The sequence below is a fragment of the Leminorella grimontii ATCC 33999 = DSM 5078 genome (assembly GCF_000439085.1).
Taxonomy (GTDB): Bacteria; Pseudomonadota; Gammaproteobacteria; order Enterobacterales; family Enterobacteriaceae; genus Leminorella; species Leminorella grimontii.
In genome coordinates this window covers 939,144-951,131 of the sequence record NZ_AUUA01000001.1, presented here as the reverse complement: position 1 = coordinate 951,131, position 11,988 = coordinate 939,144, and the positions used below count along the sequence as shown (strand labels likewise).

15 protein-coding genes and 2 tRNA genes are annotated in these 11,988 nt (G+C 47.7%); 12 read left to right on the top strand and 5 right to left on the bottom strand.

The genetic code is table 11. The features are described 5' to 3' along the window. Positions 1-12: 12 nt before the first annotated feature. The gene (locus G544_RS0104345; RefSeq protein WP_027273451.1) at positions 13-471 is read right to left on the bottom strand and encodes a methylglyoxal synthase; all 459 of its coding nucleotides are present in this window, start codon (positions 469-471) and stop codon (positions 13-15) included. 128 nt (positions 472-599) lie between these two features. On the opposite strand from G544_RS0104345, the gene G544_RS0104340 reads away from it, so the two are divergent. The 4 genes from G544_RS0104340 (at position 600) to G544_RS0104320 (ending at position 1,973) form a co-directional block, all read left to right on the top strand. Further along, positions 600-1,013: a CoA-binding protein gene (locus G544_RS0104340; protein WP_027273450.1), complete on the top strand. Its 414-nt coding sequence runs from the start codon at positions 600-602 to the stop codon at positions 1,011-1,013. Between the two features lie 357 nt (positions 1,014-1,370). Continuing rightward, positions 1,371-1,458, top strand: a tRNA-Ser gene (locus tag G544_RS0104330). A 157-nt stretch (positions 1,459-1,615) separates the two neighbouring features. Next, a complete protein-coding gene (locus tag G544_RS0104325; RefSeq protein ID WP_027273449.1) occupies positions 1,616-1,840 on the top strand; it encodes a hypothetical protein in 225 nt (74 codons plus the stop codon). 60 nt (positions 1,841-1,900) lie between these two features. Continuing rightward, positions 1,901-1,973: transfer RNA gene (locus G544_RS0104320), tRNA-Lys, on the top strand. A gap of 188 nt (positions 1,974-2,161) precedes the next feature. Here the strand turns inward: G544_RS0104320 and G544_RS0104315 are convergent. Both G544_RS0104315 and G544_RS0104310 read right to left on the bottom strand, forming a co-directional pair. Next, complete coding sequence (locus G544_RS0104315; RefSeq protein WP_027273448.1) at positions 2,162-2,389, bottom strand: sulfurtransferase TusA family protein; 228 nt, start codon at positions 2,387-2,389, stop codon at positions 2,162-2,164. A gap of 4 nt (positions 2,390-2,393) precedes the next feature. After that, positions 2,394-3,389, bottom strand: a complete 996-nt coding sequence (locus tag G544_RS0104310) for a YeeE/YedE family protein (protein ID WP_261798558.1) — start codon at positions 3,387-3,389, stop codon at positions 2,394-2,396. Positions 3,390-3,640: 251 nt separating this feature from the next. On the opposite strand from G544_RS0104310, the gene caiE reads away from it, so the two are divergent. Further along, positions 3,641-4,240 (top strand): carnitine operon protein CaiE, encoded by a 600-nt coding sequence (gene caiE, locus G544_RS0104305; RefSeq protein WP_027273446.1) that lies wholly within the window; start codon positions 3,641-3,643, stop codon positions 4,238-4,240. A gap of 86 nt (positions 4,241-4,326) precedes the next feature. Next, positions 4,327-4,671 (top strand): antibiotic biosynthesis monooxygenase family protein, encoded by a 345-nt coding sequence (locus G544_RS0104300; RefSeq protein WP_027273445.1) that lies wholly within the window; start codon positions 4,327-4,329, stop codon positions 4,669-4,671. Positions 4,672-4,722: 51 nt separating this feature from the next. On the opposite strand, the gene G544_RS0104295 is transcribed toward G544_RS0104300, so the two are convergent. Beyond that, a complete protein-coding gene (locus tag G544_RS0104295; RefSeq protein WP_027273444.1) occupies positions 4,723-5,529 on the bottom strand; it encodes a sulfite exporter TauE/SafE family protein in 807 nt (268 codons plus the stop codon). A gap of 184 nt (positions 5,530-5,713) precedes the next feature. Here G544_RS0104295 and tusE point away from each other — a divergent pair, with 184 nt between their 5' ends. From tusE to G544_RS19915, 3 genes are all read left to right on the top strand, one after another. Beyond that, positions 5,714-6,043: a sulfurtransferase TusE gene (gene tusE / locus G544_RS0104290; protein ID WP_027273443.1), complete on the top strand. Its 330-nt coding sequence runs from the start codon at positions 5,714-5,716 to the stop codon at positions 6,041-6,043. A gap of 153 nt (positions 6,044-6,196) precedes the next feature. Continuing rightward, positions 6,197-6,517, top strand: a complete 321-nt coding sequence (gene hspQ, locus G544_RS0104285) for a heat shock protein HspQ (RefSeq protein WP_027273442.1) — start codon at positions 6,197-6,199, stop codon at positions 6,515-6,517. An 867-nt stretch (positions 6,518-7,384) separates the two neighbouring features. Further along, positions 7,385-8,125 (top strand): phage N-6-adenine-methyltransferase, encoded by a 741-nt coding sequence (locus G544_RS19915; protein WP_071783260.1) that lies wholly within the window; start codon positions 7,385-7,387, stop codon positions 8,123-8,125. Here the strand turns inward: G544_RS19915 and G544_RS0104275 are convergent. Continuing rightward, the gene (locus tag G544_RS0104275; protein WP_245614580.1) at positions 8,107-8,385 is read right to left on the bottom strand and encodes a monooxygenase; all 279 of its coding nucleotides are present in this window, start codon (positions 8,383-8,385) and stop codon (positions 8,107-8,109) included. The two genes, G544_RS19915 and G544_RS0104275, sit on opposite strands and share 19 nt — an antisense overlap. Positions 8,386-8,875: 490 nt before the next feature. On the opposite strand from G544_RS0104275, the gene uvrY reads away from it, so the two are divergent. The 3 genes from uvrY (at position 8,876) to pgsA (ending at position 11,972) form a co-directional block, all read left to right on the top strand. Beyond that, positions 8,876-9,532, top strand: coding sequence for a UvrY/SirA/GacA family response regulator transcription factor (gene uvrY, locus G544_RS0104270; RefSeq protein ID WP_027273440.1), 657 nt, complete (start codon positions 8,876-8,878; stop codon positions 9,530-9,532). Then, positions 9,525-11,357, top strand: a complete 1,833-nt coding sequence (gene uvrC / locus G544_RS0104265) for an excinuclease ABC subunit UvrC (RefSeq protein ID WP_027273439.1) — start codon at positions 9,525-9,527, stop codon at positions 11,355-11,357. Before uvrY ends, uvrC begins: the two co-directional genes overlap by 8 nt. Positions 11,358-11,423: 66 nt before the next feature. Beyond that, a complete protein-coding gene (gene pgsA, locus G544_RS0104260) occupies positions 11,424-11,972 on the top strand; it encodes a CDP-diacylglycerol--glycerol-3-phosphate 3-phosphatidyltransferase (RefSeq protein WP_027273438.1) in 549 nt (182 codons plus the stop codon). The last annotated feature ends 16 nt before the right edge of the window (positions 11,973-11,988 follow it).

The following is an 11,988-nucleotide window of genomic DNA, read 5'->3' as shown; positions in this document are numbered from 1 at the left end:
GAGAAAAGGCCGTTACTTTAAGCGTTCTTGAAGATAGCGCTGATAGTCGGGGATCGCTATCTCTACCTCTTCTTCAAACAGGACGGATGACATTAGCATATCTGCAGTTGCGCGGTTGGTTGCCACAGGAATGTTCCATACGGTCGCCAGACGTAGAAGCGCTTTAACGTCAGGGTCATGGGGGACGGCGTTGAGCGGATCCCAAAAGAAAATCAGAACGTCGATTTTACCTTCGGAAATTAGCGCTCCAATTTGCTGGTCGCCTCCCATTGGGCCGCTGAGCATGCTGTGTACGTTGATTCCGGTGGCGCGCTGGATCATGTTGCCCGTTGTTCCCGTCGCGAAAAGCGTGTGCTTGGCCAGCGTCTGCTTATTGTCTTCCGCCCACTTGAGTAAAAATGCTTTACAGTGGTCGTGGGCTACCAGCGCTACGTTCTTTTGAACCGGGATGGTCCGCGTCGTCAGTTGCATAGTCGGTAAAATTCCTTGAAAAAGAGTGATAACAGATAGATTACTGAAACTGCGTTTTATAAAAAAGCGATAAAATAGAAAATGTATACTTTATTCTCACAGGTGCGACCCATAAGAGGAAACGAAACATGAGCGACAGCAAAATATTGGCTATCTTACAGAACGTGAAAACCATTGCGCTGGTAGGTGCAAGCGATAATCCGGAAAGGCCGAGTAATGAAGTTATGGCATTCCTTCAGGGGCAGGGATATCGAGTCATTCCCGTAAGCCCTAAGCTTGCTGGAAAAACGCTGTTAGGCGAAAAGGTTTACGCAGAGCTTAAGGATATAGAGTCCCCGGTTGACATGGTGGACGTTTTTCGCAATGCCGATGCGGCTTACGGCGTTGCGCAAGAGGCTATTGCCATCGGCGCAAAAGTGCTCTGGATGCAGATTGGCGTTGTGAACCACGATGCAGAAAAGCTGGCGCAGGATGCCGGCCTGACGGTTGTGATGGATGTCTGTCCCAAGAAAGAGATTAAGAGGCTGGGGCTGATAAAATAGATAGCATAGGATGCTGACGAGCAATTAATTTCCTTTTTCCCACGTCTTAAGATTCCATTAAGAAATGGATGGCTTACTCACTGCATGATGAATGCTGACGCGAGGAAATGCTATGCCGTTAATAAAAGATATTGCTGCTTTTATGGCGTTTTGTCTGCTTTTCTACATGGTTGCGGACTGGATGAGCTGGATCAGGTAGCTGAGGTGTATTATCGAAATTGGGGGATTTTGGCGAACGGAGAGGCTATAAAATCGGCAAAAAATGATATTTTGCTGTTTTTTCAGCCGAACAAACGAATTTGCTAAATTCTCTGCTTTACAAGCTACCTCAAGCTGTTCTATATTTCACGCCGTTACGGAGGAGTGGCCGAGCGGCTGAAGGCAACGGTCTTGAAAACCGTCGATGGGCGACTATCCGTGAGTTCGAATCTCACCTCCTCCGCCAAATTTGACAACGGGTCAGCGAAAGCTGGCCCGTTTTCTTTTGCGCTTGTAGGTACGAAAAGCTGTTTTGTGACCCATCCGCATTAGAAACTCGCACTGTCGGAATTTGCCTATATCCAAATTAAGAGATCGGGTAAATACGATGGAGTGGAGGTACTATGATGATATCTACAATAAAATACCTGCTATCCATGGTGGTAAAGTACGCCCTAATTGGCGTATCTATTCATGCTGTAGTTTTGTTTGGCGAAGCTATTTTTTACGGTAGGGGCGAGATCCTTACTCTGTCTGATATTCAATCATATGCCCCTATTGGCGCTGTTGTTGGCTTTATTGCTGGCGTGATAAACATTGTTTTTCGTTTACTTTTCCGGAAGGCTTAAAGAAGAAATTTTTTCTTGAACACGCTAAATCAGGGGCGTATTTTATTCCCCAGACGCAAAGGGCTGTTAGCTCAGTTGGTAGAGCAGTGGACTCTTAATCCATAGGTCGCGGGTTCGAACCCCTCACAGCCCATCTCCTTTCTTCCTGGTATTCATCTCTTGCCTTTTATTCCAGTCGATATTGACGATAGCGTGGCGTAACGCCTGATATTTATGTGAAGTGATATAGGAAAGGAAGGGCTGACGTCGATGATAGAATCATTCTCCGCATCGGCCTGTGCTTATCGAGGCCGATGCAGGCAGGTTTAAGGCCGCTAAGGCTTAACCTTTCTGAATGCTAATCTGCCACTGAGCGTCGCCGGTTTGTTGAAAGTCGGTCACCTTATGGCCTTCCTCTACGGCCCAGCGGGGCAGGTTCTCCGTCGCCTGAGCACAGTCGTAATCAATAACCAGCGTATCACCGACGTTGAGTCCGACAATTATCTTTTTGGCTTCAATCAGCGGAAAGGGGCAGAGTTTGCCCGTAGTATCAAGCTTTATCGTTTTCATGACGTTATGCCTCACTCTTTTTAACTAATTGATTAGGAATAATGATAGTGAAATAGCTGACCAGCCAGCTACCTAACAAAATGCAGGGGATGAACAGCCATCCCTGCCAGGAGAACCAGGCCGTATTAACAACCGTATTGCCGAGCATGCATCCACCCGCCAACCCGCTACCTATACCCATCAGTAGGCCGCCGAACAGGCTTTTGGCCAATGCTTTCCAACCGGGGGAACGAACCCTTAATTCCTGGCTTCCCCAGGCAGCGACAAGCGCGCCGACAAAAATGCCGATGAGAAGATATCCCGCCCAGCCGAAGAAACCGGTTTTGCCTTCGGTGATTAAAGAAAACAGCTGAGCGCTGGGGCCGCTTATCCCCAATCCACCGACGCGTCCTGACATCAGGCTTGAAGGCCATGCGAGTAACGCAATAACGCCAATAATGGCGGCGGTTATAAAGGGATGCCATCTTGCTTCAAACAGCAGGTGGGAAATGCCCGTTTTTCTCGGCTTAGGCTGAGGAATGGGGAATGATTTCTTATTCATGTAGCGATAGGTAAGGAACAGCGTAATCAGCGTTAAGGCCAGAACGGCTATCCAGGGAGAGATGTTAAGCGTTTGGGTTAAGGATGCATCAGGTAGAGACGGCGCGCTGATTGGGGCGAAAATTTGTTTGCCCGAAGGTTGTCGTATGTACCAACTGGATATAACGAAACCCACTACAGCGACCATGCTGCCAACCAGGCCTTCAGCCGCTCGGTAGTAGGCGCCGGTAGAACAAGATCCGGCCAGACCCATGCCGATACCAAACATCAGTCCACCGACTAAGGTCGCCAGCCAGCGAAAGTCACCTGAAGGCAGCTTGGCCCAGCCTAGCTCGATAAAAGCGAATAAGCCGATACTTTGAAGCGTGATAATAATGAGGATGGCAATAGTCATTCGACTATCGCGGAAGAGGTAAAGATCCCGCAACCCACCTGCTATGCAAAAACGACCGCGCTGCATGACAAAACCGAGAAGAAGACCCAAAAACAGACCTGTCATAGGGGAAAACTCCTGTTTATGGCGTGAGCCATAAATATATTGTGAAAAAACAGGCGGGAGTATATCGACTTTTTATTTGTGGGAATAACAATTTATTTTTAGCGAAACGGCTCACCAATATTGAATAATCACGCTTATTCCATAATGTCGCTGAGGTAACCTGTTTGCCTGATTAATCACTCATGCCGGTCGTCGGATACAAGGAGTCATCCGTGAGCTTCTATTCGTTTGAGGGGGTTATCCCCGTCGTTCATCCCACAGCCTACGTTCACCCCAGCGCAGTTCTTATTGGCGACGTTATCGTCGGCAAAAACGTTTATATCGGCCCTCACGCATCGCTTCGAGGGGACTATGGGAGGCTGATTCTTGAGGATGGCGCTAATCTTCAGGACTGCTGCATTATGCACGGCTACTGCGACATGGATACTGTCGTACATTCATGTGGGCATATCGGACACGGTTCGATACTTCACGGCTGTGTTATCGGGCGCGATGCGTTGATAGGTATGAACAGCGTAATTATGGACGGCGCGATTGTCGGCGATGAAAGTATTGTCGGTGCGATGAGCTTCGTTAAGGCGGGATTTATTGGGCAAACAAGGCAAATGCTGATGGGGATCCCGGCCAAGTACGTGCGTGACGTCACTGATGATGAGCTCTATTGGAAGCGTCTTAATACTAAAGAATATCAGGAGCTCGCTGGGCGCTCCCGCCTGTCTTTACGCGAAACGCAGCCGTTAACGGAGATAGAAGCGAATCGGCCCCGGCTGAAAGGCAGTACGGAGGTTAGGCCTAAATCTGAAATGAAGTAGCTTCTTCTTTTAAACCGCTAACCGTCTGTTGTATCTTGCTGCCTATTAAGAGGGATTATTCAGATATTCATAAGACGGGAGAAGCGATGATTGCCGTAATTTTTGAACTTGAAGCAGCGGAGGGGCAACGAGATGCCTATCTACAGTTTGCCGCCGAGCTGAAGCCCATGCTATCCCAGATAGACGGTTTTATTTCAATAGAGCGTTTTCAAAGCCTGACCCATCCGGAAAAGCTGCTTTCCCTTTCTTTTTGGCGAGATGAGGAAGCGGTAAAGCAGTGGAGAAATATCGAACAGCATCGCCGAGCGCAGGCTAAAGGGCGCAGCCACATATTTGCAGGCTATCGGCTCAGGGTCGCAAGCGTTCTGCGAGACTATAGCCTTGATGAGAGAGAAGAAGCGCCCGCAGACAGCCAGCAATACCATCGTTAAGGTGATTAGAATCCCACTGCCGAAACAGTGGGATTTTTGCTTTTTAGGTGGCTAGTTAAAGAAGATGGTCTGCAGCATTTTCAGGCTGAGCAGGATAAGCAGACAGGCAAATACCTTTTTAAGCGTAGCGACCGGCAGGCGATGAGCCAGCTTTGCGCCCAGCGGCGCGGTAAAGTAGCTGACGACGGAGATAAGGATCACTGCAGGTAAATAGACATAGCCGATGCTATAGTCCGGCGTACCGGCCGAGCCCCAGCCGTTAATCATATAGCCGATGCTGCCGGAAAGGGCTATTGGCAGACCTACGGCAGCCGAAGTGCCAATAGCATTCTGTATGCGTACGTTGCACCAGCTCAGGAATGAAACAGTTAAAGAACCTCCGCCAATAGCGACCAGCGCGGAGATGCCGCCGATAGAAAGCCCTACGATAGACGTTCCTACCATTCCAGGCAGTTGGCGGCTGGGCTTCGGTTTAATGTTAAGGATCATCTGTAAGGCAACGTAGCCCATAAAGCAGGAGAAGAAAATGCCTAGCGCTTTAGTCGGCAGCATGGCGGCAAGCCAGGTTGCGGAAAGCGTTCCCAATAGAATGGCTGGCGTGATTTTCCAAACGACCGGCCAAAGAACAGCCTGATGCTTGTGGTGTGCCCGCAGGCTGGATATGGCGGTGAAAACGATGGAAGCCATGGACGTACCGAGCGCCATATGTACCAGATGTTCCGGCGGCGTTCCCTGAGCGGCAAAAATTGCCGTCAAAATAGGCACCATGATCCCTCCGCCGCCGATACCCAGTAAACCAGCCATAAAGCCGACGACTGCGCCTAGCGCCAGATAGGCCGCCACCCATTCAATAGCCATGAACTTCCCTTATTTTTGATGATGATAACGATGGGTGCACTATACACCGACGGTATGAGTTAATCATTTATAGCGTTTTTTTTATGATTTGTGCAATGCTATCCACATGCAGCGTTTCCGCGTGTAAACACGACAAAGGTTTTTACTATACAATAAGGGAAAAGGGTTTGGGATTTGAGGCGCTATGTTTGAGTTTGAGGGAAGAACGATTGATACCGACGCACAGGGATATCTGGTAAACGTTGAGGACTGGAGTGAGTCAATGGCAGTGGAACTCGCCCGTCAGGAAGGGATAGAGCTCAGCGAAGAACATTGGGAAGTCGTTCGCTTTGTCCGCGATTTTTATAAGGAATTTAATACCTCACCGGCTATCCGCATGTTGGTGAAAGCCATGTCGCAGAAGTATGGTGAAGAGAAGGGGAACAGCCGCTATCTCTATCGGTTGTTTAGCAAAGGCCCGGCCAAACAGGCTACAAAGATCGCCGGTCTACCGAAACCGGTGAAGTGTATCTGAGTCGTCGGAGAATGTTGAGAGGCACCGTCTAAACCAAAGAGGAAACGTTTTACGCGAGTAAAGTTAAGTCAGTGTTATCAAAATTGGCTTGAAATGTGACCGACACCCCCCATATTTAAGAGAAAGGCGCAGCCTGAATACGAGGAGGAGACGATGGTTACCAGTAAGTTCTCTATTGGTCAGCAGGTTAGACATTCACTATTGGGAAGCCTCGGCGTCATTATTGATATTGACGCTGAATACTCCCTTACTCAACCGGCTTCTGAGGATGAAGTAGCTGCCGACGATCGCCTGAGGAAATCTCCTTGGTATCACGTTGTGATGGAAGACGATGACGGGCAACCTGTGCATACCTATCTGGCGGAGATTCAGCTGATGCGTGAGGAGGATGAAACGCATCCAGAACAGCCGTCTCTGGACGAGTTGGCGGCTTCCATCCGTGACCAGCTTCAGGCACCAAGGTTAAGAAACTAGTTGATATATAAAGGGCTATGGAAACATAGCCTTTTTTATCGTTGAAAAAAGGCAAAAAAATAGCCGTGAAACCAAAAAGTGTGTGGAGTCGGCTTCACGGCAAACCAAAAACAGTCATTTTTAACTGATAAAACGCTGTGATTATTATCGCCGAGTTTTGTCATATAAAACAAGCTGGTAAAATCACTAGGTTTTTTGAATAAGAATGATGGTTATTTCGAGATTTAAGTCTCTGTGTTTTATGGAGTAGTTTCTAAGAAGCTCGTTCATACTCTGTCTATGAAAACGACAACAATGTTATGCAAAACTATGTAAAAAGCTCTTCAAAGAGCGGCGAGACGCAGCGGAAAATATTGCCAGGATGATAGTGGATGGTCGATACCGCATGCGGTTTTTAATTCTTGTAATTATGCATTCTATTAAATCTATATTATTAATCGCTTATTAATTAAAGATAATTAATTAAATTTATTTGTTTTTTAAAATTGCCATTTTTGTAACGCATTGAAATTTATGTTATTTTGTGGTCTTGTGTGATTTTAATTTATACATTTTGTAATGTTGTATCAACTTTTGAAGTAATTGTTTATATCTTTAGGTTCGCTTTTTTTATTTATTGGTTTATATTTTTACTGTGCAAAAGCATTTTTATTTCTTAAAGAAATGAAGGCGTAAAGAGTAAGTCGAAACGCGTTAACATTTTTAATGAAAAATGTTTGCATTTTTAACTCGTTATATCTCGCTCCAAACGGTAATCAACATAAATCGGTAAACGGACTTTAATTTATCCCTATTAAAGATAGGGGTAACTGCGCACGTAATAAGCGCAGTGTGTTTCCGTCTGGGCCCAATATTCTAAGGGTCACAATGATCGATTTTTCTGAAACTGAGTATTTTCAACAAATTAACCGACAGCGTAAAAAAAAATCTCATTATCTTAAAGACGTAGGCGACCAGTGGTGTACGCCTGATGCGCTCTTTTGGGCAATTGATGCGCTTTACGGCCCTCTGGTTCTCGATCTTTTTAGCGATGGGGAAAACAGCAAATGCCCTTATTTTTATACTATTGAGGACAATGCGCTGACTAAAGATTGGGCAGCCAAACTGGATGAGGCTAAAGGCGCGGCCTTTGCTAATCCTCCGTATTCAAGATCGAAGCAGTATAAAGGGCAATATATTACCGGGATGTCTCATATCATGCGTCACACGCTTGAACAAAGGGACAAGGGCGGTCGCTATGTTTATTTGGTTAAAGTCGCCACGGCTGAAGAGTGGTGGCCCGCAGAACAAATAGATCATGTGGCATTTATTCGCGGAAGAATACCTTTTGAACTGCCAAAGTGGTTCGTTGCGGCAAATAATAAACAGGCTGTAACGACGGCGTCTTTTGGCATTGCGGTATTGGTTTTCGATAAAGCATGGCAGGGACCGAAAATCAGCTATTTGTATAGAGATGATTTGTTGAGTATGGGCAATGAGATTATGAAAAAAAAGGATAATCAACAAAATGAGCGGGCTGAGTATCCCGCTTGGTTAATCGATAAGGATATTTCAAACGGCTTGATACAAACGCCTTCGGCAATCTGCAATCAGTCGATTTTACCGTGAGTAATCAGAGTTAAAGGCTCATTGATATCGAAGATTTTACAGTTAGCGTGAGTGACGCCGAATGAAGCGATACGCTGTTTGTGCATTTGCCAATAGCGCTCAGCGGAGTCCCTGTCTGTAAACAGATAGATGCCTCCGGCTTCTTCGGTTTCCTTATTCTCTGTCCAGATTTTAGAGATAAACCCGGGTTCCTGATTGATGCTTTCCGCTAGCCCAACGGCGCTTTTGGACAGTGCGTCTCCCAGCATTTCCGCCGACATGTTGAAATCGACTTGAAGTACAACGGCCATGAGTTTCTCCTGTTGTAAATGGCATTAACGTAATTTAAGCATTGTGGGGAATGTGCCATCTTTTTGGTGAAAATGCCAACCTTAGCGCAAATGTGGATAGGACAGTGGCGATACAATGCATGAGAAAATACGGGAGAACTCTCCCGTATTTATAGAGTATGGAACCTCAGAGGCAAGTTTATGTCTCGCACTCTTGCTACAGGCTCGGACGTTTTTATACGGGGTATGTATTGTATACTGTCGCGGAGTTTGGCTTACTGACAGGATACATTCGGCTTGCGGTCGTTTGCTCAAACGATAGTGATTGCGTTAATGGGCGTCAGCTGAAATAATTATCTGATTTCTTAAGGGGATTCTGTGGCGCGCGTTCGAAGCGATTCCTTTTTGTATCCCCGCTTGGCGCGGCGTTTCTGCGGATAAGTGCGTCGATTTTATTCTTTTTGTTTTTGGAGATTTTCTGTTGATAAGCGTTCTTCTTGTTGATGACCACGAACTGGTGCGCGCAGGGATCCGACGCATTTTAGAAGATGTTAAAGGAATAAAAGTTGTTGGCGAAGCGCAGACCGGCGAAGACGCCGTAAAATGGTGCCGCGCCAATGAGGCTGACATCGTCCTTATGGACATGAACATGCCGGGAATAGGGGGGCTTGAGGCGACGAAAAAGATCCTCCGCTACTCTCCGGATATTAAAGTGATCATGTTGACGATTCATACGGAAAATCCGCTGCCGGCAAAAGTTATGCAGGCCGGAGCGTCAGGATACCTGAGTAAGGGAGCTGCGCCGGATGAAGTTATCAACGCGATCCGCGCTATTGCTTCCGGGCAGCGCTACATCGGTGCGGATATTGCTCGCCAGATGGCGCTAAGCCAGCTGGCGCCAGAGGCAGATACGCCGCTTTCCGCGCTGTCTGAACGTGAACTTCAGATTATGATGATGATCACCAAAGGGCTTAAGGTGAATGAAATCGCCGAGGCGCTGAATCTTAGCCCGAAAACGGTCAATAGCTATCGCTATAGAATGTTCAGCAAGCTTAACATCAGCGGCGACGTTGAGCTCACTCATCTGGCAATACGGCACGGCATCGTTTCATCGGATAAATTGCTAAACAGTGACTGAGCATTTTGACAGCAAGGCTTTTTTAAAGCACGTAACCAACGAGCCAGGGGTTTATCGTATGTACGATGCCTCTGGCGTTGTTATTTATGTGGGAAAAGCGAAGGATTTAAAGAAGCGCCTGTCCAGCTACTTCCGTCAAAACGTTTCCAGTAAGAAGACGGAGGCGTTGGTAAAAAGCATTCACTCCATTGATGTGACCGTCACTCATACGGAAACGGAAGCCCTGCTGCTGGAACATAACTATATCAAACTGTACCAGCCGCGTTATAACGTTTTACTTCGTGACGACAAGTCGTACCCGCTGATCTTTCTCAGTTCTGACAGGCATCCCCGCTTAAAGATTCACCGCGGCGCCAAACATGCGAAAGGGGAGTATTTCGGCCCGTTCCCCAACTCCGGTGCGGTGCGCGAAACGTTGGCGCTGCTACAGAAAATATTTCCCGTCCGCCAGTGCGAAGACAGCGTATATAGAAACCGTTCAAGGCCCTGTTTACAGTATCAAATTGGTCGCTGCCTGGGGCCCTGTGTTGAAGGTCTGGTGACGGATGAGGAATATCAAAAGCAGGTGAACTATATTCGCCTGTTTTTAGAAGGGAAAGATAGCCAGGTTCTCGATCAGCTCATTGCCAGTATGGAAGAGGCCAGTAAGGCGCTCAATTTTGAAGAGGCGGCCCGCATTCGCGACCAGATTCAGGCTATCCGTAGAGTTACTGAGAAACAGTTCGTCTCCGGCGACAGCGATGATTTGGACGTTATCGGCGTCAGCTATGAGTCAGGCATCGCCTGTATGCACGTACTGTTTTTACGGCAGGGAAAAGTGCTGGGCAGTCGCAGCTACTATCCTAAAATCCCCAAGGGAACCGATCTGGAAGAGGTTATCCAGACGTTTGTCGGGCAGTTTTATCTTCAGGGGAGCCAGTCAAGGTCGCTGCCTGGGGAAATCCTGCTGGACTTTAATCTGCCGGATAAAACTGCGCTGGAAGAAACGCTTTCAGAAGTGGCGGGGCGGAAAATTCAGATTCAGACCCGCCCGCGGGGCGACCGGGCGCGCTATTTGAAGCTGGCCAGAACCAATGCCAGCATCGCGCTTAAAACTAAGCTGTCTCAGCAATCTACTGTCCATCAGCGCCTGACGGCGTTGGCCGAACTGTTAAATCTGCCCGAAATTAATCGCATGGAATGCTTTGACATTAGCCATACGATGGGGGAGCAAACGGTAGCATCGTGCGTAGTATTTGATAAAAACGGGCCACTAAGAGCGGAGTATCGGCGCTATAACATTACCGGCATTACCGGTGGGGACGATTATGCGGCTATGGCTCAGGTGCTCCGCAGGCGATACGGCAAGGCGTTGACAGAGGAAAAAATTCCCGACGTTATTTTCATCGACGGCGGCAAGGGGCAGTTGGGGCAGGCGATAGAGGTCTTTCATCAACTTGACGTCGCTTGGGACAAATCCAAACCGCGCCTGATAGGCGTAGCCAAAGGCAGCGATCGGAAGGTCGGTCTGGAAACGCTGTTTTTTGAGGCCGAAGGTGAGGGGATGTCTTTATCTCCCGATTCACCCGCATTACACGTAATTCAACACATTAGGGATGAATCGCACGATCACGCTATTTCCGGGCATCGGCAGCGCAGGGCTAAGGTGAAAAAGACCAGCTCGCTGGAGCATATCGAAGGCGTGGGGCCTAAGCGTCGCCAAACGTTGTTGAAATATATGGGTGGTTTACAGCCGCTGCTTAATGCTTCCGTTGAGGAAATCGCAAAAATTCCGGGAATATCGCAATCTTTGGCAGAAAAAATACACAATGCATTGAAACATTGAGGGCAATGTAGCAACATATAGCAAGCCCTCCCTAATTTATTCTGAGTGATAGAGCACCAGAACATTATGCGATTTAATATACCTACTCTGCTTACTCTGTTTCGCGTCATTCTGATTCCGTTTTTCGTATTGGCGTTTTATCTTCCCTATACTTGGGCTCCGTTAGCGTGCGCCTCTATCTTTGTCATTGCGGCGGTAACGGACTGGTTTGACGGTTTTCTGGCAAGAAAGTGGAAGCAGACGACGAGGTTTGGCGCATTTCTCGATCCGGTTGCCGACAAAGTGATGGTCGCAACGGCGTTGGTGCTGGTGGTTGAACACTACAGCGTCTGGTGGATTTCACTGCCGGCTGCAACGATGATCGCTCGAGAAATTATTATTTCCGCCCTGAGAGAGTGGATGGCGGAAATCGGTAAGCGCAGCAGCGTGGCCGTCTCCTGGATTGGAAAGGTGAAAACCATGGCCCAGATGATGGCGCTGATCGGTTTGCTGTGGCGTCCTAATCAGTGGGTTGAGGTGCTGGGCTTTGTGCTTCTTTACATCGCCGCTATCCTTACGTTCTGGTCTATGTTCCAGTATTTGAAGGCTTCGCGTAACGATCTGCTGGAGCACTAGGCAATACGCCGGAAAA